At 65.3% G+C, this 24,390-nt stretch carries 23 protein-coding genes; 13 read left to right on the forward strand and 10 right to left on the reverse strand.

Going from position 1 to position 24,390, the window contains the following annotated elements; all coding sequences use genetic code 11:
• Positions 1-119: 119 nt before the first annotated feature.
• Positions 120-410, reverse strand: coding sequence for an FtsB family cell division protein (locus LQ953_RS06825; RefSeq protein ID WP_330999390.1), 291 nt, complete (start codon positions 408-410; stop codon positions 120-122).
• 83 nt (positions 411-493) lie between these two features.
• The gene (gene eno, locus LQ953_RS06830; protein ID WP_231029983.1) at positions 494-1,768 is read right to left on the reverse strand and encodes a phosphopyruvate hydratase; all 1,275 of its coding nucleotides are present in this window, start codon (positions 1,766-1,768) and stop codon (positions 494-496) included.
• 116 nt (positions 1,769-1,884) lie between these two features.
• Here eno and LQ953_RS06835 point away from each other — a divergent pair, with 116 nt between their 5' ends.
• From LQ953_RS06835 to LQ953_RS06855, 5 genes are all read left to right on the forward strand, one after another.
• Positions 1,885-2,493, forward strand: coding sequence for a hypothetical protein (locus tag LQ953_RS06835; protein WP_231029984.1), 609 nt, complete (start codon positions 1,885-1,887; stop codon positions 2,491-2,493).
• A 14-nt stretch (positions 2,494-2,507) separates the two neighbouring features.
• A complete protein-coding gene (locus LQ953_RS06840) occupies positions 2,508-2,849 on the forward strand; it encodes a phage holin family protein (RefSeq protein ID WP_231029985.1) in 342 nt (113 codons plus the stop codon).
• On the forward strand, positions 2,846-3,154 hold the full coding sequence (locus LQ953_RS06845) for a DUF3618 domain-containing protein (RefSeq protein ID WP_231029986.1): 309 nt from the start codon (positions 2,846-2,848) through the stop codon (positions 3,152-3,154). The genes LQ953_RS06840 and LQ953_RS06845 overlap by 4 nt, the downstream gene beginning before the upstream one ends.
• 48 nt (positions 3,155-3,202) lie before the next feature.
• On the forward strand, positions 3,203-3,568 hold the full coding sequence (locus LQ953_RS06850; protein WP_231029987.1) for a hypothetical protein: 366 nt from the start codon (positions 3,203-3,205) through the stop codon (positions 3,566-3,568).
• 82 nt (positions 3,569-3,650) lie between these two features.
• Complete coding sequence (locus LQ953_RS06855; protein WP_231029988.1) at positions 3,651-3,878, forward strand: DUF4170 domain-containing protein; 228 nt, start codon at positions 3,651-3,653, stop codon at positions 3,876-3,878.
• 28 nt (positions 3,879-3,906) lie between these two features.
• On the opposite strand, the gene LQ953_RS06860 is transcribed toward LQ953_RS06855, so the two are convergent.
• The 4 genes from LQ953_RS06860 to carA form a co-directional block, all read right to left on the reverse strand.
• Complete coding sequence (locus LQ953_RS06860) at positions 3,907-4,533, reverse strand: rhomboid family intramembrane serine protease (RefSeq protein WP_231029989.1); 627 nt, start codon at positions 4,531-4,533, stop codon at positions 3,907-3,909.
• 8 nt (positions 4,534-4,541) lie between these two features.
• Positions 4,542-5,018 (reverse strand): transcription elongation factor GreA, encoded by a 477-nt coding sequence (greA, locus tag LQ953_RS06865; RefSeq protein ID WP_231029990.1) that lies wholly within the window; start codon positions 5,016-5,018, stop codon positions 4,542-4,544.
• Positions 5,019-5,332: 314 nt separating this feature from the next.
• Positions 5,333-8,671, reverse strand: a complete 3,339-nt coding sequence (gene carB, locus LQ953_RS06870) for a carbamoyl-phosphate synthase large subunit (protein WP_231029991.1) — start codon at positions 8,669-8,671, stop codon at positions 5,333-5,335.
• A 141-nt stretch (positions 8,672-8,812) separates the two neighbouring features.
• Positions 8,813-9,985, reverse strand: a complete 1,173-nt coding sequence (carA, locus tag LQ953_RS06875; RefSeq protein ID WP_231029992.1) for a glutamine-hydrolyzing carbamoyl-phosphate synthase small subunit — start codon at positions 9,983-9,985, stop codon at positions 8,813-8,815.
• A gap of 141 nt (positions 9,986-10,126) precedes the next feature.
• Between carA and LQ953_RS06880 the strand changes: the two genes are divergently transcribed.
• From LQ953_RS06880 to LQ953_RS06910, 7 genes are all read left to right on the forward strand, one after another.
• Positions 10,127-10,579 carry a GatB/YqeY domain-containing protein gene (locus LQ953_RS06880; RefSeq protein WP_231029993.1) on the forward strand — a complete coding sequence of 151 codons (453 nt, stop codon included), beginning with the start codon at positions 10,127-10,129 and terminating at the stop codon, positions 10,577-10,579.
• Between the two features lies 1 nt (position 10,580).
• On the forward strand, positions 10,581-12,467 hold the full coding sequence (dnaG, locus tag LQ953_RS06885; RefSeq protein ID WP_231029994.1) for a DNA primase: 1,887 nt from the start codon (positions 10,581-10,583) through the stop codon (positions 12,465-12,467).
• A gap of 41 nt (positions 12,468-12,508) precedes the next feature.
• A complete protein-coding gene (gene rpoD / locus LQ953_RS06890; protein WP_231029995.1) occupies positions 12,509-14,542 on the forward strand; it encodes an RNA polymerase sigma factor RpoD in 2,034 nt (677 codons plus the stop codon).
• Positions 14,543-14,796: 254 nt separating this feature from the next.
• Complete coding sequence (locus tag LQ953_RS06895) at positions 14,797-15,411, forward strand: DUF6975 family protein (protein ID WP_231029996.1); 615 nt, start codon at positions 14,797-14,799, stop codon at positions 15,409-15,411.
• A 40-nt stretch (positions 15,412-15,451) separates the two neighbouring features.
• Positions 15,452-16,297: an AAA family ATPase gene (locus LQ953_RS06900; RefSeq protein WP_231029997.1), complete on the forward strand. Its 846-nt coding sequence runs from the start codon at positions 15,452-15,454 to the stop codon at positions 16,295-16,297.
• 98 nt (positions 16,298-16,395) lie between these two features.
• The gene (locus LQ953_RS06905; protein WP_443026552.1) at positions 16,396-16,968 is read left to right on the forward strand and encodes a CHAP domain-containing protein; all 573 of its coding nucleotides are present in this window, start codon (positions 16,396-16,398) and stop codon (positions 16,966-16,968) included.
• 42 nt (positions 16,969-17,010) lie between these two features.
• Positions 17,011-18,186 (forward strand): vWA domain-containing protein, encoded by a 1,176-nt coding sequence (locus LQ953_RS06910; protein ID WP_231029998.1) that lies wholly within the window; start codon positions 17,011-17,013, stop codon positions 18,184-18,186.
• A gap of 4 nt (positions 18,187-18,190) precedes the next feature.
• Here LQ953_RS06910 and LQ953_RS06915 read toward each other — a convergent pair whose 3' ends face one another.
• Positions 18,191-18,484, reverse strand: a complete 294-nt coding sequence (locus LQ953_RS06915; RefSeq protein ID WP_231029999.1) for an Hpt domain-containing protein — start codon at positions 18,482-18,484, stop codon at positions 18,191-18,193.
• 80 nt (positions 18,485-18,564) lie between these two features.
• Between LQ953_RS06915 and LQ953_RS06920 the strand changes: the two genes are divergently transcribed.
• Positions 18,565-20,856: a hypothetical protein gene (locus LQ953_RS06920; protein ID WP_231030000.1), complete on the forward strand. Its 2,292-nt coding sequence runs from the start codon at positions 18,565-18,567 to the stop codon at positions 20,854-20,856.
• 717 nt (positions 20,857-21,573) lie between these two features.
• On the opposite strand, the gene LQ953_RS06925 is transcribed toward LQ953_RS06920, so the two are convergent.
• The 3 genes from LQ953_RS06925 to LQ953_RS06935 form a co-directional block, all read right to left on the reverse strand.
• Entirely contained in the window at positions 21,574-21,843 is a 270-nt protein-coding gene (locus LQ953_RS06925; RefSeq protein WP_231030001.1) for a DUF1467 family protein, read from the reverse strand.
• Between the two features lie 2 nt (positions 21,844-21,845).
• Positions 21,846-23,423, reverse strand: coding sequence for a ribonuclease J (locus LQ953_RS06930; RefSeq protein WP_231030219.1), 1,578 nt, complete (start codon positions 23,421-23,423; stop codon positions 21,846-21,848).
• A gap of 166 nt (positions 23,424-23,589) precedes the next feature.
• Complete coding sequence (locus LQ953_RS06935) at positions 23,590-24,384, reverse strand: type III pantothenate kinase (protein ID WP_231030002.1); 795 nt, start codon at positions 24,382-24,384, stop codon at positions 23,590-23,592.
• Between the last annotated feature and the right edge of the window lie 6 nt (positions 24,385-24,390).

Below are 24,390 nucleotides of genomic sequence, written 5' to 3' on the forward strand. Positions count from 1 at the left end.
GCTCGCCGGCCGCGATACAGCGCCGCGGGCGTAAGCGGGCACCCGATGCATATCTGGATCGCACATATCGCGAGCGCAGGGTCGAGCCCCAGCTCAGCCAGCCCACTCCGGACGACGACTTAATTGTTCAGCGGAATAATCACTTCGTCGGGGCGCGTGACGTTCAGCTGGCGACGCACCAGTTCGTCGACCATGTCCGGATCGGCACCCCGTTTGGGATCAAGCAGGCCGACGCGGTTCTTGAGCTCCGCCCGCTTTTTGTCGAGCGCGGCATACTCCACCTTTTTCTGCGCCAGCTCGACCTGCGTCGCCTTGGCCGCGACGAAGCCAGTCGGGCCCAGCGCCGCGTTATAGACGAAGAAGGAGATGGCGATGAGCGCCGCAGCGGGAAGCCCCGCGCGGCGCAGCAACGTCGTTACAGGTGAAGTTCGCCCCATATGCTTGATTCTCGCTTAACCAGCGGCGTTAATCAAGGCGGACTTGTACGTAATTCTTACTTCAGGATCGACCGGCCGGCATAAACAGCGGCGTCACCCAGTTCCTCCTCGATGCGGATGAGTTGGTTGTACTTGGCAAGCCGGTCCGACCGCGCCAGCGAACCGGTCTTGATCTGCCCGCAATTGGTCGCGACCGCCAGATCGGCGATGGTCGCATCCTCGGTCTCGCCCGAGCGGTGCGACATGACAGCGGTGTAGGACGAGCGCTGCGCCAGGCTAACCGCCGCCAGCGTTTCGGTCAGTGTGCCGATCTGGTTGACCTTCACGAGCAGCGAATTGGCCAGGCCCTTGCCGATCCCCATCGCCAGGCGCTCGGGATTGGTGACGAACAGGTCGTCACCGACAAGCTGAACCTTATCGCCGAGCAGATCGGTGATCGCCTTCCACCCTTCAAAATCGTCCTCGCCCATGCCGTCCTCGATCGAGAAGATCGGATATTGACGCGCCAAGTCCGCTAGGTATTCGGCCATGTCGGTCGGCGACAGTGACTTGCCCTCGCCCGAAATCTCATACTTGCCGTTGCGGAAGAACTCGGTTGCGGCGCAGTCGAGCGCGAGCATGACGTCCTCGCCTGGCTTGTAACCTGCCGCCTGGATGGACTCCATGATGAAGTCCAGCGCCTCGACATTGGTTGCGATGTTCGGGGCAAAGCCGCCCTCGTCGCCCACACCAGTCGCCAAGCCCTTGTCGTGCAGCTTCTTCTTGAGCGTGTGGAAGATTTCGGAGCCGCAGCGCACGGCCTCGACGATGTTCTCCGCGCCGACCGGCACGATCATGAATTCCTGGAAGTCGATGGGATTGTCGGCATGTTCGCCGCCGTTGATGATGTTCATCATCGGCACCGGCAGCACATGGGCGGACACCCCGCCGACATAGCGGTACAGCGGCAGGCCGCGCGCTTCAGCCGCAGCTTTGGCGACGGCAAGGCTTACGCCGAGAATGGCGTTGGCACCGAGCCGGCTCTTGTTAGGCGTGCCGTCCAGATCGATCATCGCCTGATCGACGTCTGCCTGATCCTCGGCCTCCAGTCCCAGCACTTCGCCTGCGATTTCGTCGTTAACAGCCTCAACCGCCTGCTCGACGCCCTTGCCTAGCCAGCGCGACTTGTCCCCATCGCGTTTTTCAACCGCTTCATAAGCGCCGGTCGATGCGCCCGAAGGTACTGCGGCGCGGCCGAAGCTGCCATCCTCCAGCAGCACATCGACTTCCACCGTCGGGTTGCCCCGGCTGTCGAGGATCTGGCGGGCATGGATGTCGATGATTGCGGTCACGTAACGGTCCCCTTATCACGGTGGAGCTGACTTTGCGGCGAGCCTCTAGCGGTTCGTCATGGAACTCGCAAACGTGACCATGGTTGTTCGGGCGAGCAAAGAGAAAGGGCTTCGGCATGGCTGATGAGAACAACCCCAACCAGTCCGGCGGTGGCACCGCGGGCGCAGTGAACTTCAACGCGGATCCCAAGCTGGTGGCCGATACTGGTACAACCGGCGCGGCCGAGATCGAGTTTGAGCCCTCGGCCAGCACGACCGACACCGGCAACGACACTTCGAGCAGCACCGGCAGCACCGTCGATACCGCCAAGCAGCAGATTAAGGACGGTGCGAGCAAGCTTGGCACCCAGGCGGCGGAACAGGCCCGGGCCTTTGCCGGGCAAGGCAAGGACCGCGCGACCACCGCTCTGGATGACGTGGCCCGCATGTTCCAGAACGCGGCGGATGATGTGGATGCGAAGATTGGCGCGGAATATGGCAAATACGCCCGCTCCGCTGCAGACACCATCACCGGCTTTGCCGATTCCTTGCGCGGCAAGGAAGTCGATGAACTGCTGGATCAGGCGGGCGAGTTGGTGCGCAAGAGCCCGGCGATCGCAGTCGGTACGGCGGCGGCTGTGGGCTTCGTGCTGGCGCGGCTGATCAAGTCCGGGGTTGATGCGGCGGCCGACGTTGCCGACGCCCCGTCGACGACGTCGTCGGCCGATCAGACCACTGACGCCTGAAGAGGCCCGGAAAGGTGATCTCACCGGAACCGCAGGAAGAAAGCGTCGGCGCGTTGTTCGGTCGCCTTGTCGAAGACGGCAAGGGCTTCGCACGCGCTGAGCTGACCTACTACCGCATCCTCCTCACCGGCAAACTCGGTGAGGCGGGAGTCGGGATCGGCTTTGGCGTGGCGGCGCTTGTGCTGGGCTGCTCGGCCATCACCGCGCTGCTCGTTGGGCTGATCCTCAGCCTTGCGACGCTGATCGGCCCGGGGCTGGCGACGCTGGCGGTGGTCCTCGTGACGCTCGCGATGACCGGGTTGCTGGGATGGCTCGCCTACAAGCGCGTGATGCGTGTCTTTGGAGGCGATCAATGACCAGCGACCCCAAACTGATCGCCGCGCAGGCGCAGGTCGAAGCGGCGCGCACGCGCCTGTTCCATACACTGGGCGAGGTCCAGAATCGGTTGAAGCCCGCCAACATCGCGCAAAACGCGATGGACAGCGCCACGACCAGCCTAACTGCGGCCGCCCATCGCGGTGCGGATGCAGCACGCGCTCGCCCCTATGCGGCTGCCGGGATTGCCGGTGGCGTGGTGCTGTTTCTCGCGCGGGGCTGGGTCTGCAAACTGTTCCGCCGCAAGCGCAAGCAGGATGCAACTCAGGCCGTCGCCGGCGGTTGATTGACGAACAAACACGGGCGGCCTGAGCCGCCAGGAAAGGACAGCAAGATGAGCAACGGCACTTCGACCCCGAAGGGCGGCCAGGCCGCCGACCAGACCACCGGAACTCGCGACAAAGCACGCCAGGCAGTCTCCGAGCTTGGCGACAATCCGATCGCGCTGCTCGCCGGGGGTGCTGCGCTTGGCCTTCTGGTCGGCGCGCTGCTGCCGCGGATTGCCAAGGAGCGTGAGCTGCTTGATCCGCTAGGCCGCACGCTGGCGCAGCGAGCTTCTGCCGCAGCGCAGGCTGCCAAGGAAGCGGGGCGTCAGGAGATCGACGCGATGATTCCGGACAAGGATGCGACCAAGGAGCGGGTTTCGGCCTTTTTCGGCACGGTAACGGAAGCTGCCAAAGGTGCCACGCAGCAGGCGTGATTCCGGTCACCACCTTTTGGGGTTGAGCGGTCGCGGCTTTCCTCGGTAAGGGCAGCCGCGTACCGCTCCTCCAGGAGGAAAAATGAGCAAACTGCACCTCGTCTTCGGCGGTCGTGTGACCGATCCGCAGACGCTTAATTTCACCGACCCTTCGAAGCTCGATGTTGTCGGTATCTACGCGGATTATGCCGCGGCCGAAAAGGCGTGGCGCGCCGCTGCCCAGCGCACTGTGGACGACGCAGAGATGAAATATGTGGTCGTCCACTTGCACCGGCTGCTCGAGCCGGACCTGGACAAGACCCCCGCCTGACCTAGCTGACCCCGGCCTTGCGCCGGGGTTATGCGTTGCGCCAGCGCCAGCGCAGCAGCGGCTTGGCGAGGATCAGCCCCGCGATGAAGCCGCCGATATGGGCCCATGCCGCGACCGCCACGCCCGCGCCGAGAAAGGCGAAGGCACTGAGCAGGTTGACTACCGTCCACGCCACCGCCAGCCACACCACATGCACCGCCTGCGCCGGAATTGGCCCGATCGCCTTGGCGCGCGAGCGGCCGAACAGCAGCGAATAGGCGCCAACCACCGCCGAGGCCGCACCGCTGGCGCCGATCATCGGAATGGTGGATTGCGGGTCGGGAAGCCACTGCGCAAAGGCGGCGACGAAGGCGCCCACCACATAAAGCAGCACCATGCCGACGGGCCCGAGCGCACGCTCGGTCTCCTTGCCGGTGAAGCCCAGCATCAGCATGTTCATGGCCAGATGCAGGAAACCGCCATGCAGCAACGTGCAGGTCAGCGGCGTCAGCAAAGCCGGTACCGCGGCGAAATCGGTGCCTACGCCGCTCAGCCGCGCAGGGATGAACCCTGCGCGCATGCTGGCGTCGTAATCATACCCACCAAGGATGACGGCAGCGCTCACCGCCGCCGTGAGCACAATGATCGCCGCCGTGGCGGAAACCCGCTGCTGCATGGGTCGGATCAGATGAACTCGATCTTGGAAACGAGATAATAGCGGTCGCCGGCGGGCACCGACACTTCGACCTCTTCATCGATCTTGCGGCCGATCAGCGCGCGGCCGATCGGCGAGTTGTACGAAATGCGGCCGATGCTGGCATCCGCTTCGGTTTCGCTGACGATCTGGTAGCGGATCGGCTTGTCGTCTTCGTCGAGCAACGTTACCGTTGCGCCGAACACGATCTTGTCGCCCGAAAGATCCTTGGGATCGATGATCTGGGCGCGGCTGAGCTTGCCTTCGATATCGGCGATCGTCGCTTCGTTCTGGCCCTGCTGCTCCTTGGCAGCATGGTATTCGGCGTTCTCCGAAAGATCGCCATGCGCGCGCGCTTCCTCGATCGCATCCACGATCAAGGGCCGTTCCGCCTTGAGGCGCTTCAGCTCCGCCGTGAGTTTCTCAAAGCCTTCCTTGAGCATCGGCATCTTGTCGACCGTCGCCATACGCCCGTGTCCTTCGTCAAAGCCTCCTCCCCAAGCGCCTCAGGGAAGAGAGCGCCCGCACATGAAGGTAATTGGGGAGATCGTTGTGCGAGCGATAATATTAATGCTGCGCGGGAGAAACATCAAGCGGGCGCCCGATTGGTGCCGTAATTGCGTCAGGCTCTTCGAACGGGAAACCCACTCATCGGAAAACTCGCGGTGTCAGCCATGCTTCTTCGTCACCCCGGCCCTGAGCCCGGGTCCCGCTGCCTCGACCGGCTAGAAGAAGCGGGATCCCGGCTCAAGGCCGGGATGACGGAGTGGGATCAAACGGCCTAGCGTGAGGCGTAGAAAGATTGGAGCGGGCGGACGTCGAGGCTGTTCGCGCCCATGGCTTCGATCGCGCGGGCCGCGGCGACACTGCCCGGCGCCGTAGTGAAGTACGGAATCTTCTGCGACATCGCCGTGGCGCGGATGCCGGCGGAGTCCTTTAGCGACTGCCAGCCTTCGGTGGTGTTGAAGATCAACGCGATCTCGCCGTTCTGGATACGGTCGACGATGTGCGGGCGCCCCTGCGCGACCTTGTTCACGCGCTCGACCGCAATGCCCTGCCCTTCCAGATAATCGGCGGTGCCCCCGGTAGCGATGATGGTGAAGCCGAGCCGGGCGAGGATCCGCACACCCGGCAGCACCACGGCCTTGTCGCTGTCCTTGACGCTGACGAACACCGCGCCGGTCTGCGGCAACACCGTACCCGCGCCGAGCTGCGCCTTGGCGAAGCTGGTCGCGAAATCACGGTCGATCCCCATGACTTCACCGGTGGACTTCATTTCGGGTGAGAGCACCGGGTCGACCCCCGGGAAGCGGCCCCAGGGGAATACGGCTTCCTTCACGGCGATATAGTCGATGTTGCGATCGATTACCGGCAGGTCCTTGAGCTTCTCGCCCGCCATGACCCGCGCCGCGATCTTGGCGATGGGCGTGCCGATCGCCTTGGCGACGAAGGGCACCGTGCGGCTGGCGCGCGGGTTCACTTCGATCAGGTAGACCTCGCCGTCCTTGACCGCGAACTGGATGTTCATCAGCCCCTTGACCTTGAGCGCACGGGCGAGCGCATGGGTCTGGCGCTCAATCTCGGCGATGATGTCGTCGGACAGGCTGTAGGGCGGGATCGAGCAGGCGCTGTCGCCTGAATGGACGCCGGCTTCCTCGATATGCTGGAGCACGCCGGCGACCACGACATCGTCGCCATCGGCGATCGCGTCGACATCGACTTCGATGGCGTCACGCAAATACTGGTCGATCAGCACCGGGCTGTCGCCCGAGACCTGCACCGCGGTCTGGATATAGTCGTCGAGCTGCTGGAGCGTGTCGACGATCTCCATCGCGCGGCCGCCGAGCACATAGCTGGGGCGCATCAGCACCGGGAAACCGATCCGCTCGGCCGCCGCCACCGCTTCGTCCCGGCTGCGGGCAAGGCCGTTGGACGGCTGCTTGAGGCCGAGCTTGGCGACGAGCGCGGCGAAGCGCTCGCGGTCTTCGGCTAGATCGATCGCGTCGGGCGAGGTGCCGAGGATCGGGATGCCGGCATCCTCCAGCGCCTGGGCCAGGTTGAGCGGGGTCTGGCCACCGAACTGGACGATCACGCCCACAAGCGTGCCGTTCGACTTCTCGACTTCAAGGATCTCAAGCACATCCTCGGCGGTCAGCGGTTCGAAATAAAGCCGGTCCGAAGTGTCATAGTCGGTGCTGACCGTTTCCGGATTGCAGTTGACCATGATCGTCTCATAGCCGGCGCCACCCTGATCCGAGCCCAGCGCGAAGCAGGCGTGGCAGCAGCAATAGTCGAACTCGATCCCCTGTCCGATCCGGTTGGGACCCCCGCCCAGGATCACGACCTTCTTGCGGTCGCTGGGCATGGACTCGTTCTCGGGCTCGCCGAAGCTCGGCGCCTCATAGGTCGAGTACATGTAGGGCGTCTTGGCTTCGAATTCGGCGGCGCAGGTGTCGATGCGCTTGAACACCGGGCGGACGCCGAGCTTGTGGCGGAGCTTGCGGACGTCGCCTTCCGTGACGCCGCCGGTCATCGCCTTGGCGACTTCGCCGATCAGGCCGTGGCTGCGCGCCATTGCGGCGGTGCCCTGGCGCATGTTGAGCGACTTGAGCGACAGATAGGCCAGCCGCTTGTCGCTGAAGCCCATTGCCTTCAAACGGCGCATGCCCTGCGCGTCCTGCGGAAGGCCGTCACGGCAGACCTGCTCCTCGGCCGCGACGATCTCGGCGATACGCTCCAGGAACCAAGGATCATAGGCAGTTAGCGCCTGGACCTCCGAAACGGTGAAACCTTCGCGCAGCGCCTGGGCTGCGATCAGCAGCCGGTCGGGCGAGCGCACGGCAAGCGCCGCCTCGATCAAGTCGCGCGGCGCGCCGGCGAGCTTGTCGACATTGTTGAAGCCGCTGAGCCCAGTCTCCAGGCCACGCAGTGCCTTTTGCATCGATTCGTGGATGTTGCGGCCGATCGCCATCACTTCGCCGACCGACTTCATCGCGGTGCCGAGCGTGGCTTCGGCGCCCTTGAACTTCTCGAAGGCGAAGCGCGGGATCTTGGTGACGACGTAATCGATCGTCGGCTCGAACGATGCCGGGGTGGCGCCGGTGATGTCGTTGGTGATCTCGTCTAGCGTGTAGCCGACCGCAAGCTTGGCCGCGACCTTGGCGATCGGGAAGCCGGTGGCCTTCGACGCGAGCGCCGAGGAACGCGACACGCGCGGGTTCATCTCGATGACGATCAGGCGACCGTCCTTCGGATTGACTGCGAACTGCACGTTCGAACCGCCAGTTTCCACACCGATCTCGCGGAGCACCGCGATCGATGCGTTGCGCATGATCTGGTATTCCTTGTCGGTCAGCGTCAGCGCCGGGGCGACGGTGATCGAGTCCCCGGTGTGCGTGCCCATCGCGTCGACATTCTCGATCGAGCAGATGATGATGCAATTGTCCGCACGGTCGCGGACCACCTCCATCTCATATTCCTTCCAGCCGAGCAGCGATTCCTCGATCAGCACTTCGGTGGTCGGCGAGAGGTCGAGGCCCGAGCGGACGATCGCGATGAATTCCTCGCGATTGTAGGCAATGCCGCCGCCCGAGCCGCCCATGGTGAAGCTGGGGCGGATGATGGCAGGAAGGCCGACATGCTCGAGCGCGGCCAGCGCATCGGCTTCCGAATGCGCAATGGCGGAGCGGGCGCTTTCGAGGCCGATCTTGGTCATCGCGTCCTTGAACTTGAGCCGATCCTCGGCCTTGTCGATCGCCTCTGCGTCCGCGCCGATCATCACGCAGCCGAACTTCTCCAGCGTGCCATTGCTGGCGAGCGCGAGTGCGGTGTTGAGCGCGGTCTGCCCGCCCATCGTCGGGAGCACCGCGTCGGGGCGCTCCTTCTCGATGATCTTGGCGACGATCTCAGGCGTGATCGGCTCGACATAGGTCGCGTCGGCCATCTCGGGATCGGTCATGATCGTGGCCGGGTTCGAATTGACCAGGATGATCCGATAGCCCTCTTCGCGCAGCGCCTTGGCCGCCTGCGTGCCCGAATAATCGAACTCAGCGGCCTGACCGATGACGATCGGGCCTGCGCCGATGATGAGGATGGACTGGATATCTGTACGCTTAGGCATGGTGGTATCCGACAAAGCCGCTCGCGCCCTTCAGGACGCGAGAAGTTGGGGAGAGGGAGGCTGCGTCGTCACGAGACGCAACGTTCAGATGAGAGTGCGCGCGAAAGCGCTCCGACGCGATTGTAGGCCGAGCCCCAGGGCTCACTGCCGCAGCATTCCCACAAAGCGCTCGAACAGGTACAGGCTGTCCTGCGGTCCCGGGCTTGCCTCGGGGTGGTACTGCACCGCGAACGCCGGGCGGTCGGTCAGTTCGAAGCCTGCATTCGACCCGTCGAACAGCGACACATGCGTCTCGCGCGCATTCGCCGGCAGCGTCTCGCTCAGCACCGAGAAGCCGTGGTTCATGCTGGTGATCTCGACCGCGCCGTCGCTCAGCCGCTTGACGGGGTGGTTGGCGCCACGATGGCCCTGGAACATCTTCGAGGTCCTGGCGCCTACGGCCAGCGCCATCAGCTGGTGGCCAAGGCAGATGCCGAACAACGGTTTGCCGCTTTCCAGCATCTGCTGGATCACCGCCACGGCGTAGCCGGCGGTCGCAGCGGGGTCGCCGGGGCCGTTGGAGAGGAAGAAACCGTCGGGGGCGAAGCTCATCGCCTGTTCGAAGGTGGCTTGCGCGGGCAGCACCGTTACGCGGGCGCCGGCGCGGGCCAGGTTGCGGAAGATATTGTGCTTCGAGCCATAGTCGATCGCGACGACGTGCGGCTTGCCCTGCGCGGCCTGCTCGCCGGCGGCGTCATAGCCGAAGCCGAGGCGCCACACGCCGCCTTCCCAGCCATAATGCGTCTCGGCAGTGACCGAGATGGCGAGGTCCATGCCCTCAAGCCCCGGCCATTCCTTGGCCATCTGGAGCAGCGCGGGAATGTCGAACTGGCCATCCTTGGCGTGCGCGATCACGCCGTTGGGCGCGCCGCCGGTGCGAATGCGGCGGGTGAGCGCGCGGGTGTCGATGCCCGACAGGCCGATGCGGGCGTGCTTGGCCATCCAGGCGTCGAGATGCTCGGTGGAGCGGAAGTTCGACGGCTCGGTCACATCCTCGCGCACGATCATGCCGAGCGCATGGGGCTCGTCGGCCTCGACATCGTCGGGGTTGGCGCCGACATTGCCGATGTGCGGAAAAGTGAAGTTGATGATCTGACCGGCAAAGCTCGGGTCGGTCATGATCTCCTGATAGCCGGTCATGGCGGTGTGGAAGCACACTTCGCCGACCGCCTGGCCCTCGGCTCCGAATCCTCGGCCCCAGACCACGTCGCCAGAGGCCAGTACCAATACGCCGGTGGCTCCGGGAGGCGCAGACAAGGGTTTGGCTTCGGCCATTGAGGGGTGGCTCTCCATTCAGGTTGCAGCGATGTCGCTAAGTCGCGGCGGCTAGACCCCCTGCCCCCTCGCGTCAACCGGTTCGCGGGTCTAACAGGGACACATTCCCCGATTCACGACCCAATTTCACGAGAGTTCGACATGATCCGAGACGATATCAAGGCTGCCCAGATCGCGGCGATGAAGGCGGGCGACAAGCCGACGCGCGGGGCGATCAGCCTGATCCAGAGCGCGATCAAGAACCGCGACATCGAAGCGCGCACCGGCGGGGCGCCGGCCGACGACGACGCGCTGGTGGTCGAAGTGCTGCAAAAGATGGTGAAACAGCGCCGCGAGTCGATCGAGATGTACACCCAGGGCGGCCGCCAGGAGCTTGCCGACGCCGAAGCCGCCGAAGTCGCGGTGATCGAGCGCTTCCTGCCCGCGCAGATGAGCGCAGAGGAGACCACCGCCGCGATCGAGGCGATCAAGACCGAGCTTGGCGCTTCGGGCATGAAGGACATGGGCCGCGTGATGGCGGAGCTGAAGGCGCGCCATGCCGCGAGCCTGGACATGAGCAAGGCGTCGGGACTGGTGAAGGCGGCGTTGAGCTGAGGTGAGCCTTACCCCCGCCTTTCTCGACGAATTGCGTGCCCGGACGCTGCTGTCCGGGCTGATTGCTAAGACCGTGAAGCTGCAGCGCGCCGGGCGGGAGTTCCGCGCCTGCTGCCCGTTCCACAACGAGAAGACGCCCAGCTTCTACGTCAACGACGACAAGGGCTTTTATCACTGCTTCGGCTGCTCGGCGCATGGCGATGCGATCCGGTGGATGACCGAGCAGCAGGGGCTGCCCTTTATAGATGCAGTGAAGGAACTGGCGCAGGCCGCAGGGCTCGACATGCCCGAGCAGGATCGGCGGGCGGCGCAGAAGGCCGAGCGGGCCAAGGGGCTGCACGAGACGATGGCGGATGCTGCGGCATGGTTCACCGAGCGATTGGGCGGGATTGAGGGAGCCGAAGCACGAGCGCTGCTCAAGCGCCGCGGCATCTCGGAGGAGACCGCCCGCGCGTTCGGCATGGGGTTCGCGCCGGATTCGCGCGGCAAGCTGCGCCAGGCGCTCGCCAGCTATGGCGACGCGATGCTGGTCGAGGCCGGGCTGCTGATCGATGTGGAGGGCAAGGAACCGTATGACCGGTTCCGCGGGCGGCTGATGATCCCGATCCGCGACGCGCGCGGGCGGGTGATCGCGTTCGGCGGGCGCATCATCGGTGATGGCGAACCCAAATACCTGAACTCGCCCGAAACTCCGCTCTTCGACAAGGGGCGCACGCTCTACAATCTCGACCGTGCCCAGGCCGCCGCGCGCAAGACCGGGCGAATCATCGCGGTCGAGGGCTATATGGACGTGATCGCGCTCGCCCAGGCCGGGTTCGACGAAGCCGTCGCCCCGCTCGGCACCGCGATGACCGAGCACCAGATGGAGCGGCTGTGGCGGATGACCGAGGTGCCGCTGCTTTGTTTCGATGGCGACTCGGCGGGGCAGAAGGCTGCATTGCGCGCTGCGCATCGTGCCCTCCCCTTGCTTCAGCCGGGGCGCAGCCTCGCCTTTGTGCCGCTGAGTGACGGGCTCGACCCCGACGATCTGGTGCGGACCAAGGGCGCTGACGCGTTCGAGGCGCTGCTGGCAAAGCCGCAGCCCCTTTCAGACCTGCTGTGGCAAAGCGAAGTGGCCGCCGAACCGCTCGGTACGCCCGAGCAACGCGCTGGGCTCAAGCAACGGCTGACCGCGCTTGCCGAGACAGTCGCCGACCCCAGCGTGAAATCGGAATACAAGGCCGAGTTCCGCGAGCGGATCGACAAGCATTTCGACCGCGGCCCGCGCGACTTCCAGCCGCGCCAGCGCCAGGCTGGCGGGGCGCGCGCTGGCCGGGGCACCCGCAACGCGCGTGGCATCTGGCAGCCGCCTGAGGCGCCGCCGTCGACCAAGGCCCGGACCCTCGGCTCTGAAGGGCTAGACCCCGCACTCGCCCGCGCGGTCCTCTGCGGATTGATCCGCCACCCCGTGGAGATTGCCCGGCACATGGAAGTGCTTGGATCGCTACGCACGGCCTCGGGCGCGCTCGGCAAGCTGTTCGAAGCGGTGATCGATGTCGCGCTTGAGGACAGACAGCTTGATCAAGGTAAAGTCCTCACCATATTGGCGCGGTCTGGATTTGATCAGGTTGCGAGTGACCTTCTTCGAGCCGACACGCTGCCATTCACCTTCTGCCGGTCCAACCCGGTCGATGCGGAACGGGCGCGTGACGATTTGAACGAGGCGATAGCGGTGATGGTGGAGCAGCCGGCGGTAGACGCGGCGCTTGCCGAGGCAACCGCTTCATTGTCGAGGGACGGGTCGGAGGAGGCCTTTTCCCGCCAGGTGGCGCTTTCGCGGAGGCGCCAGGAGCTTCTTGAGCGCCTCGCGAACCTGAGGCTTGCGGACGAAGACGATTTCGATGATTAGGGCGGCGTATAATTGCCGCCATTAGAATTCCGAGGGATTTAATGGCCAAGGCGAACATGGCGGACGTCACCGAGACGAACGAGGCGGGTGACGCGCCGCTGATCGACCTGAACGAGGGTTCGATCAAGAAGCTGGTCGCGCGCGCCAAGAAGCGTGGCTACATCACCGTCGACCAGCTGAACGAGATGCTGCCCCAGGATCAGATGTCCTCCGAGCAGATCGAGGACGTCATGGCCGCGCTCAACGACATGGGCGTGAACGTGGTCGAGAACGAGGAAGCCGGCGAGGACGCCGAGCCCGAGGACGACACGCCCGACGAGGCGGAGTCGGCCGAAGGCAAGGACGATGAGCCCGCCTTCGAGATCGCCAAGAAGAAGGAAACGGTCGACCGCACCGACGATCCGGTGCGCATGTACCTGCGCGAGATGGGTGCCGTCGAGCTGCTCAGCCGCGAGGGCGAGATCGCCATCGCCAAGCGCATCGAGGCCGGCCGGGACACGATGATCCTGGGCCTGTGCGAGTCGCCCATCACCTTCAACGCGATCATCGGTTGGTCCAACGCCCTTAACGAAGGCACGATGCAGCTGCGCGAGATCCTGGATCTCGACGCCATGCTGTCCAAGGATCCGGGTGCCGACGCCTTGTCCGAAGAGGGTGAAGGCGAAGGCGACGGTGAGATCACCGAAAAGACGGCGGGTCCTTCCTTCAAGGAAGAGGAAGAGCCCGAGGAAGTCGCCGAGGACGAAGACGAGGACTCGATGACCGAGCGCCGCACGCCGCGGCCTTCGGACGACGAAGAGGAAGACAACACCCTCAGCCTGGCGCAGATGGAAGAAACGCTCAAGCCGCAGGCGCTTGAGAAGTTTGCCAACATCACGGCGATCTACAAGAAGTTCTCCAAGCTCCAGCAGCAGCGGCTTGAAGCCATGGCGGCAGGCGGCGAACTGGCAGCGGCACAGGAGCGCAGCTATCATAAGCTGCGCGAGGAACTCACCGCCGAGGTCGAGAGCGTCCAGTTCCACAATGCCAAGATCGAGTATCTTGTCGACCAGCTCTACAGCTTCAACCGGCGTTTGACTGCGCTGGGCGGCCAGATGCTGCGCCTTGCCGAGCGCCACAAGGTGAACCGCAAGGACTTTCTCGACCGCTATGTAGATCATGAGCTGGACGAGAACTTCATCGCCACGGTGTCGACGCTGGACAAGAAGTGGAAGGCGTTCGCCGAGAACGAAGCGCCTGCTGTCGACCGCATCCGCATCGAGATCAGCGAGATCAGCCAGGCGACCGGCATGGCGCTGGCCGAGTTCCGCCGCATCGTTAACATGGTGCAGAAGGGCGAGCGCGAGGCACGTATCGCGAAGAAGGAGATGGTCGAGGCCAATCTTCGCCTCGTGATCTCGATTGCCAAGAAGTACACCAATCGCGGCCTGCAGTTCCTGGATCTGATCCAGGAGGGCAATATCGGCCTGATGAAGGCGGTGGATAAGTTCGAATATCGCCGCGGCTACAAGTTCTCGACCTACGCGACCTGGTGGATCCGCCAGGCGATCACCCGCTCGATCGCCGATCAGGCGCGGACGATCCGCATTCCGGTCCACATGATCGAGACGATCAACAAGCTGGTCCGCACCAGCCGTCAGTTCCTTCACGAGCAGGGCCGCGAGCCCACGCCCGAGGAAATGGCGGAGCGCCTGAGCATGCCGCTCGAAAAGGTGCGCAAGGTGATGAAGATCGCCAAGGAGCCGATCTCCCTCGAAACGCCGATCGGCGATGAGGAAGACAGCCATCTGGGTGACTTCATCGAGGACAAAAACGCAGTGATCCCGGTGGACGCCGCGATCCAGGCGAACCTCAAGGAAACGGTGACGCGGGTTCTTGCTTCGCTGACCCCGCGTGAAGAGCGCGTGCTGCGCATGCGCTTCGGCATCGGCATGAACACCGATCACACGCTGGAAGAAGTCGGGCAGCAATTCTCGGTGACGCGCGAACGTATTCGCCAGATCGAGGCCAAGGCTTTGCGCAAGCTGAAGCACCCGTCGCGGTCGCGTAAAATGCGCAGCTTCCTTGACCAGTAAGAACAGCTAGAATGTTTATCTTCGACGCCTCGGAATACACTTCCGGGGCGTCTTGTTTTTGGACCGGTCCCGCAGCGGGGCACCCGAAAAACACAAAGTAAATGCTCGCGTAAACCTCCTTTTTACGCGCTTCGGCCTATTCCTGAGTTGCACAAGATTGGCGCGCCCTTTGGGCCCGCGAGTTTCGAGTATTTTGGGGGCCTATGCCGTTTGACTCCGCACAAATCGCACGCCTGGGCAGTAGTTGGGGTGCCATGGGGTCGCTCGTTGCCTCCGACGGCAGCGCCAACCACTTCTATCTTCGGCGCATGGCAGCCGGTGACCAGCCGCTGCGCGATCTCGCGGACGCCGCCCATTATATCTGCCTGCTCCATGGCCGGCATCCTGGGGTGATCGACCATGCGCGCAACGGCGCGCGCGACTCGCTGGAACGCGAATGGCTGGAGGCGGCAGCGGAGGCATTTGCGGGAGAGCGCGGCTTTCTCGCCAGGATCGTGGCCGCGGCCGGGCCGCTGCCGAGCACGCCTGGGCACGACCGCTCCGAGGCCGTCGCGCATGCGCAGCGGCACGCGCTCGACATGCTTTCCCGCTCCGACCGCGCGGGCTGTGCGACCGGCGCCGCGCTGGCGCTGGCGATCGACTGGGCCACCATCCGGCAGTTCCTCAACATCGCGGCAGGGCGGCTTGGCCTCGACATCCCTCGCCTGGAGCTTCCGCTTCCGGAGGAGACCGTAAGCGTCGTAGACGCGCTTGCTCGACAAGGCGCGATGGAGCGGGCGATGCTGTTCGGCGCGCAGCAGGTCTTTGCCCAGCATCGCGGGCTGTGGGATCTGCTCGAGGCGCGCGGGAGCGCACGCGAGCGCGCCTGACCTGCTTGCCAGCAGCCGGCATCGCCCCCTATCCAGCCTTATGCGTTTCGAAGGCACCCAAAGCTATGTCGCGACGGAGGACCTGAAGGTCGCCGTCAATGCGGCCGTTACCCTCCGCCGCCCGCTGCTCGTCAAGGGCGAGCCCGGCACCGGCAAGACCGTCCTCGCTTATGAGATCGCGCAGGCCGTGGACGCGCCGCTGATCGAGTGGAACGTCAAGTCCACGACCAAGGCACAGCAGGGCCTGTACGAATATGACGCGGTGGCGCGGCTGCGCGATGGGCAGTTGGGCGATCCGCGCGTCCACGACATCGGCAACTATATCCGCAAGGGCAAGCTGTGGGAGGCGTTCACCGCGCCCAAGCTCCCGGTCCTGCTGATCGACGAGATCGACAAGGCCGACATCGAGTTCCCGAACGACCTGCTCCAGGAACTCGACCGCATGTCGTTCCACGTCTATGAAACCGGCGAGGACGTCGCCGCCGCCGAGCGGCCAATCGTGGTCATCACCTCCAACAACGAGAAGGATCTGCCCGACGCATTCCTGCGCCGCTGCTTCTTCCACTATATCAAGTTCCCCGAGCGCGAAACGATGCAGACGATCGTCGACGTGCACTTTCCCGGCATCCAGAAGCTGCTGGTCAGCCGCGCGATGGACATCTTCTACGAGATTCGCGACGTGCCGGGGCTGAAGAAGAAGCCTTCGACCAGCGAGCTGCTCGACTGGCTCAAGCTGCTCCTGCATGAGGACATGCCGCTGGAGGTCCTCCAATCGCGCGACACGGGCACGGCCATCCCGCCTCTTCACGGTGCGCTGCTCAAGAACGAACAGGACATCATGCTGTTCGAGCGGCTGGCCTTCATATCGCGGCGAGGGAGCAAGTGACGCGGACTGCGCTTGACCTGGATCAACAGGGTTAACCAGATTTTAACCTGATCCTTATACCCGGTGGTGCGGGGGGGTGCCCTGTAACCGGTGCCCATATGCGTATCTTGGGATCTGCACTTGCCGTGCTTGCCGCGATGGCGTGTTCGCCTGCCGCGCAAGCCGATTCGCTGCTCGACTATGTCGGGGAATGCGTGCCGTTCGCACGCGCTGCCTCTGGAATACAGATTTACGGCGATGCCTGGACCTGGTGGGACCAGGCCAAGGGGCGCTACGCCCGCGGCTCGGTGCCGAAGGTCGGCTCCGTGGTGGTCTTTCCGAAAAGCGACAAGCTTCGCCTCGGCCATGTCGCCGTGGTCAGCCGCATCGTCGAAGATCGCGTGCTGATGCTCACCCATGCCAACTGGTCGCGTGTGGATGGCGTGCGCGGGCATGCCGAACAGGACGTGACACTGTTCGACGTCTCGCCCGAGGGCGACTGGAGCCAGGTGAAGGTCTGGTACCGCGACATGGAGGGTCTTGGCGGATCGGTGTACCCGGTGAAGGGCTTCATCTACGGCACGCCCGACCGGGGTGCGCCGCCGGCGGTGCGTGCCGCCCGCCCCTCCGTGCAGCTTACCAGCCGCAACCCTGATTATGTCGGATCGCTGATCGACGCCTATGCCCGCTGAGCGGCTCTGGCGGTAGGCCCGCGCCCGCCCTAGGGTAGGGTCATGTTCCTTTCCTTTCTCGACGCGCTGCGCAGTGCCGGCATTCCGGCAGGGCTGAAGGAGCATCTGGTGCTACTGGAAGCGCTGGATCGCGAAGTGACCGAGCGGACGCCGGAGGCATTCTATTATCTCGCCCGCGCGACCTATGTGAAGGACGAGGGGCTGATCGACCAGTTCGACCGGGTTTTCGCGCAGGTATTCCGCGGTGTCGTGGGGGAAGCGGCGCTTGGCGGCGACATTCCGGACGCGTGGCTTCGTGCGGTGATGGAGAAATATCTCTCGCCTGAGGAAATGGCGAAGATCCAGGGGCTTGGCGACTTGGACACTATCTTGTCGACGCTGAAACAGCGTCTTGCTGAGCAGGAGGGTCGGCATGAAGGTGGGAACAAGTGGATCGGAACCGGAGGGACCTCACCTTTTGGGAATGGCGGGTATAACTCCGAGGGCGTGCGGATCGGCGGGGAGAGCCGGCACAAGCGTGCGGTAAAGGTCTGGGAAAGCAGAGAATTCCGCAACCTGGATAGCAGCCGCGAGCTGGGCACTCGCAACATCAAGGTAGCGCTGCGCCGCCTGCGCCGCTTTGCGCGCGAGGGCGCGGCGGACGAACTGGACATCGACGGCACGATCGCGGGCACCGCGCGCCAGGGCTGGCTGGACGTCCGCATGCGCCCGGAGCGGCACAATGCCGTCAAATTGCTGCTGTTTCTCGACATTGGCGGGTCGATGGACCCGCATATCCGGCTGTGCGAGGAGCTGTTCTCCGCCGCCACGGCCGAGTTCAAGCACCTGGAATTCTTCTACTTCCACAACTGCGTCTATGAAGGCGTGTGGAAGGACAATCGCCGCCGCTCGACCGAGCGCACCCCCACCTGGGACGTGCTGCACAAGTTCGGACCCGATTATAAGCTGATCTTCGTCGGCGACGCGTCGATGAGCCCCTATGAACTCACCCATGCCGGCGGATCGGTCGAGCATATGAACGACGAGGCGGGCGCAGTGTGGCTCAAGCGCCTGCTCGACACCTACCCTGCCGCGGCCTGGCTTAACGTGCTGCCGCAGGCGCACTGGAACTATACGCAGTCGGTGCAGATCGTTCGGCAGCTAATGGGCGAGCGCATGTATCCGCTCACGCTCGATGGGCTGGACGAGGCGATGCGCGAACTCAGCCGCAAGCGCTAAGCGCTTAAAGCCGCTCCACCGCGCGGTGGAGCCGGCGCAGCACCGCGCTGTCATGCGCCTGCCCCGCCGCGGCTTCCGACGCGAGCGCCATCAGCCGCACCGCGCCGAAGCTGGCCGAAAGCCCCTTCAACCGCAGCGCGAACCCGGCCCATTCGTCGGGGCTCTCCGCGGCTTTCATGCCGCGCAGGCAGCGCTTCACGCTTTCAAGGAAGGATTCGCGAAGCTCGGCGATCAGCGCAGGCTCGTCGCCCACCGCTGCCGCCAAGGTCGCGTCGATTGCACCCGGATCATAGGCCATTTGCGACGAACTACCCGCTCAGGGTTAATCGCTGGTTTCTGCGGTGTTGGTCGCCCCCGCTTTTGTGGTAAAAGAGGCGCATGATTGGGGGACAACCGGCCGTCACCTCGCTGGAGCCTGTTGGCTCGGCGAACGAGGAAATGCTCCAGCCCATGGCTGTGGAGCAGGATCACGAAACCGTGTTCCATGCAGAGGACGACGCGGAACCCGCGCCGCGTGGCGCCGGCAGGGCGCTTGCGGTGGTGGCCGTGGTGGCGACGCTTGCCTGGGTCGGCGGCATGCTGTGGTGGAGCCTCCCTTCCCTGACCGGTCTTTCGCCGGCGGCGCTGGTGCAGTTCATTGCTGCCCTGTGCGTGCCCCCTGCCCTGATCGGCATCCTGTACCTGCTCGCGCTGCGCACCAGCCGGGCTGAGGCACGGCGTTTCGGCAGCACCGCGCAGGCGATGCGTGCCGAGGCCGCGAGCCTGGAGCGCGTCGTCGCCGGCCTGTCGCAGAAGATCTCCGACAACCGCAGCGCGCTGGCCGAACAGACCACCGTCCTGATGGCGCTGGGCGACAATGCCGCCGCCAAGCTGGAAGCGGCGACCGACAGTGTCGCGCAACAGTCGCAGCGTATCGACAACAGCACGCGCCTGCTGGGCGACACCATGACCATGGCCGAGCGGCGTTTCGAGATTCTCCTGACGCTGCTGCCCAAGGTGCATGAGGAAATGCAGGGGCTGAGCGGCCGGGTCGACCAGGCCGGAATGCTCGCCAGCCAGCACGCCGCCTCGCTCGACGCGCAGTTGAGCGCCCTGGGTGAGCGCGGGCGCGAGGCCAACCAGGTTGCCGGCGGCGCGGCCGAGCGGCTGTCGGCGCATATCGCGCGCATGGAAGCGATGAGCGAAGCCGCGGGCGCGCGGCTGGAGAAGGTGGCCGAGCAGACATCGACCGCAGTGGACGGCGTGCTCGAGCGCACCGCCAATGCAGTGGACGAGGCGCGCAAGGGGATCGCCGCGCAGGGCGAGGCGATCCTTGCGATGCTGAGCGCCAACCAGGCCGCACTGGATCGCGCCGGACGCGACAGCGCCGCAGCGCTGGGCGAGCGAATGGCGGAGATCGAGGAGACGATCGGACGCGTCAGCGTGCGGCTTGCCGAGGAACAGGCGCGCGGCGACCTGTTGTTCGTCGGGCTGAGCGCCGGCACCGAGCGCGTGGAGCGTGCGCTGGACGCCACCCATGCTTCGGGCATGGAAAAGGCCGGTGCGCTCGCGGGCTCGCTGGACAAGGTGCACCGCATCCTTGTCACCGTGTCGGATGAACTGCGCACCGGCGACCATCTGGCGCGGACGGTCATTGCGACTTCGGACGAGCTGCTGACCGCGCTGGACGCGTCGGCACGTGAGATCGACGAGACGCTGCCGCAAGCGTTGGCGCGGCTGGACGCCCGCATTGCCGCCACGCGGCAGGCGATCGGGGGAACCCAGCCGGAGTTGCTGGCGCTGGTCGGCTCGGCCGAAGCGACGCAGCACCAGGTCGAGCGGATCGCGGCAATGGTCGTGGAGCAGCGCGACGCGCTTGCCCGCGCCCAGGCGTCGCTGATCGAGACACTGGAAACCGGCGGCAACCGCGCCGCCGCCGTGGGCGCAGTGGTGGAAGACACCAGCGCCGCCACCCGCCGCTTTGCCGAGACTGCCGCACCCGAATTGGTCGAAGCGCTGCTGCGCGTCCGCGAAACCGCCAACGCGGCGGTGGAGCGCTCACGCGAAGCCTTCGCTACCATCGTGCCCGAGGCGACGCGCGCTCTGGAAGACGCGGCTGGCGCGGCGCTGAAGCGCACGGTCAACGACACGGTCCGGCGCGAGATCGCCGGGCTGGCCGAGACGACCGAAGCGGCGGTGGCCGCTGCGGCGCGTGCATCCGAACAGCTGGGCGAGCAGATGAAGGCGCTGGGCACCGCCACCGCCGAGGTCGAGCGCCGCGTCGAAGCCGCCCGCGCGCAGCAGGAAGAATCGGACAGCGAAGGCTTTACCCGGCGCGTGTCGCTGTTGATCGAGTCGCTCAATTCAGCCTCGATCGACATCACCAAGGCGTTTTCGGCAGATGTCGCGGACAGCGCCTGGGCAGCCTATCTGAAGGGCGATCGCGGTGTGTTCACGCGGCGTGCGTCGCGGCTGCTCGATCCGTCGGAAACGCGCGAGATCGCCCGGTTGTACGACGATGACGATGCTTTCCGCGACAACGTCAACCGCTACATCCATGATTTCGAGGCGATGCTGCGGCACATCCTGGCGCTACGCGACGGGTCGCCGCTGGGCGTGACGCTGCTGTCGTCGGACATGGGCAAGCTGTACGTGGCGCTGGCACAGGCGATCGAGCGGCTGCGGACCTGAGGGTGGGGGTTTTCTGAATTTGGCCTTTGCGTGGCGCCGTTCCCCGGCGAACGCCGGAGCCTGGCTGCCAAGGTTTCTTGGAGGCGCTGGGCGCAGCGGATACTGCATTGCAGCTTGGCCCCGGCCTTCGCCGGGGAACCGGAGTCGACTCCATCTCCCCCTAGGGGGACGTTGGCAGCCGTAAGGGCTGAAGGAGCAGTATTCCGGTCTGAGGCCGGGCTGTCGATCGAGGCGGTGATACCCCTCCGTCGCGCTGCGCGCGCCACCTCCCCTTACAGGGGAGGATCAATCGGTGCGCCGTTCCCCGGCGGACGCCGGGGCCTAGCTGCCAAGGTTTCTCGGGGGCGCTGAGCGCTGCTGCTACGGCATTGCAGCTGGGCCCCGGCCTTCGCCGGGGTACTGGTTGGGTGGGGATTCGATCCTCCCCTGCAAGGGGAGGTGGCAGCCCGTCAGGGCTGACGGAGGGGTGTCCGGGTCTGAGGCCGGGCTGTCGATCCTGGCGGTGATACCCCTCCGTCGCGCTGCGCGCGCCACCTCCCCTTACAGGGGAGGATCAATGGGTGCGCCGTTCCCCGTCGGAGGCCGGGGCTCAGTTGCCAAGGTGTGGCGGAGGCGCTGGGCGCTGCTGATACTGCATTGCAGCTGGGCCCCGGCCTTCGCCGGGGAACTTGGGTGCGCCTCTTATGGCTGCGCGGCGTACTTGGAACGGGAGCTCGGTTAGCTGCCCGGCTTCGTCCAATCGAGCATGTCGATGGTCAGCCAGCCATTGCTGTAATTCAGGTAGTACAGCACGAACAGGATCGTTGCGACCAGGGTGGTCCACAAGGCGATCCTGCCGGGGCGGAATTCGTGCGGGGCGCTTTCGGCCTGGCCAGGGATCAGGTCGGCGCCGGCCTCGTGCGCCGTTCGGACCCCGAACGGCAGCACCAGGAACACGGAGAACGACCAGAACAGGAAGTAGATGGCCAGCGCCGACTGCCACCGCATCGTCAGACCTCCAGGATGAGCACGTCCACCACCGGCTTCTTGCCGGTGAAGCGGGTTGCGGCGCGGCGGACGGCGAGGCGGACGCTCTCGCGCAGCTTGTCGCGGTCGCGGCCGGCCTTGCGCACGGCTTCGGCTGCGGCGGCGGAGGCCTCCTCGAGGAACTCATCGCGGTCTTCTTCGACCGGCACGCCCTGCACGCGGACCTGGGGCTCGCCCATCAGCTGGCCCTTGCGGATCGCGACTGCGACCGAGAGCTGGCCGTAGAGCGCGAGGCGGCGGCGTTCGTTGATGGTGGTGCCGTCGGCCGGCAGGATGACGTCGCCGTCGATCACCAGCCGCCCGGTGGGCGCGAAGCCGATGCGCTGCGGGCCGTTGGGCGCGAGGCGCCAGACTTCGCCATTGGTCTGCTTGGCGACCTGCGGCACGCCCTGGCTGAGCGCGTAGCGGGCATGTTCGATCAGGTGGCGCGCCTCGCCATGCACCGGCATCAGGATCTGCGGTCGGATCCAGCGGTACATTTCGGCGAGCTCGGGGCGGCCGGGATGGCCCGACACGTGCACATAAGCCTGGCGGTCGGTGATCAGCCGCACGCCCTTGGACGCCAGCGTGTTCATGATCTTGCCGATGGCGACTTCGTTGCCCGGAATCTGCCGGGAGGAGAAGATGACGGTGTCGCCTTCGCTGAGTTTCAGCTGGTGATTGCCCTCCGCAATGCGGGCGAGCGCCGCGCGGGCCTCACCCTGGCCGCCGGTGCCGACCATCAGCACTTCCGAAGGCGGGAGCGTCATGGCGGTGTCGAAATCGACGGTTTCGGGGAAGTCGCGGAGATAGCCGGTCGCCTTGGCGACGCGGAGGATGCGGTCAAGCGAGCGGCCGGCGACGCACAGCTTGCGCCCGGTGTCGCGCGCGACTTCGCCCAGCGTGTGCAGGCGCGCGGCGTTGGAGGCGAAGGTGGTGACGAGCACGCGGCCCTTGGCGGCGCCGATTACCTCGTCCAGCCCCTTGCGGACATCGGCTTCGGAGCCCGAGGCTTCGTCCTGGAACACGTTGGTCGAATCGCACACCAGCGCGAGTACGCCCTTGTCGCCGATCGCAGTGAGTTCGGCTGCCGTGGAGGCGCCGCCGAGCGCGGGGGCGTCGTCGAGCTTCCAATCGCCGGTGTGGAAGATGTTGCCCTGCGCAGTCTCGATCAGCAGCGCATTGCCTTCGGGAATCGAGTGAGCGAGCGGCGTGAAGGTGACGGTGAACGGGCCGACGCGGAATGGGCCTTCCTCGTTCATCATCTTGAGTTCGACGCGGTCGAGGACGCCCTCTTCCTCCAGCTTGCCGCGCACCAGGCCGGCAGTGAAGGGGGTGGCGTAGATCGGGACGCCGAGATCGGCGGCGAGGTAGGGCAGCGCGCCGATATGATCTTCATGGCCATGCGTCAGGACGATGCCGACCAGGTCGTCCAGGCGCTCCTCGATGAACTGGAGGTCGGGCAGGATGATGTCGATGCCGGGGTAGTTGGCGTCGCCGAAAGTCACCCCGCAGTCCACCATGAGCCACTTGCCCTGGGTGCCGTAGAGATTGACGTTCATGCCGATTTCGCCCGATCCACCGAGCGCGACGAAGAGAAGTTCGTTTCCGGGAGTCACTCTGTTCCTAACGTTGTTCGCTGCCGCTGCTTGGCGGGAGCAGTGCCGGAACCCGTTGTCCGGCGTGAAAAAGCCATCCTCACTCTGGTGGGGATGACGGGTGCAATCTTCAACTGTCCTGCGTGGCTGGCTGGGTGCTGCGCTGCCATAGCATGGCGAGGCCCTGAATGGTGAGATCGGGTTCGATCGCGTCGAAAACATCGGTGTGCTTCTCGAATAGCACCGCCAGGCCGCCAGTAGCGATGACCTTGGACGGGCGGCCGACTTCGGCCTTGAGGCGCGCGACCAGCCCCTCGATCATCGCGACATAGCCCCAATAAATGCCGATATGCATCTGATCGACGGTGTTGCGGCCGACGACGCTGGTGCCCTCGGGCGCGGAGATGGCGATACGCGGCAGCTTGGCAGCCGCGGTGACCAGCGCGTCGAGCGACAGGTTGATGCCCGGCGCGATGATGCCGCCCTTATAGGCGCCCTGATAGTCGACCACGTCGAAGGTGGTGGCGGTGCCGAAATCGATGAGGAGCAGGTCGCCTTCGTGCAGGGCGTGGCCGGCGATGACGTTGAGCGCGCGGTCGGCGCCGAGATTGGCGGGCTCGTCGACATCGAGGGCGAAGCCCCACTGGGCGCTCCCCTGCCCCGCGATCACCGCTTCGGTCTTGAAGTATTTGCTCGCCAGCACCTGAAGGTTGTGGAGCGCGCGGGGGACCACGGTGGCGATGATCACGCCGGTCACGTCGCTGCGGTCATAGCCTTCGAGCTGGAGCAGCTGGCTGAGCCACACGGCATATTCATCGGCGGTGCGGCGCGGATCGGTGGCGATGCGCCAGCGGGCGCGGATCTCGCGGTCCTGCACGAGCGCGAACACGACATTGGTGTTACCGGCATCAATGGCGAGCAGCATTCGAAA

Source organism: Sphingomonas sp. IC-56, assembly GCF_021043375.1.
Taxonomy (GTDB): domain Bacteria; phylum Pseudomonadota; class Alphaproteobacteria; order Sphingomonadales; family Sphingomonadaceae; genus Sphingomonas.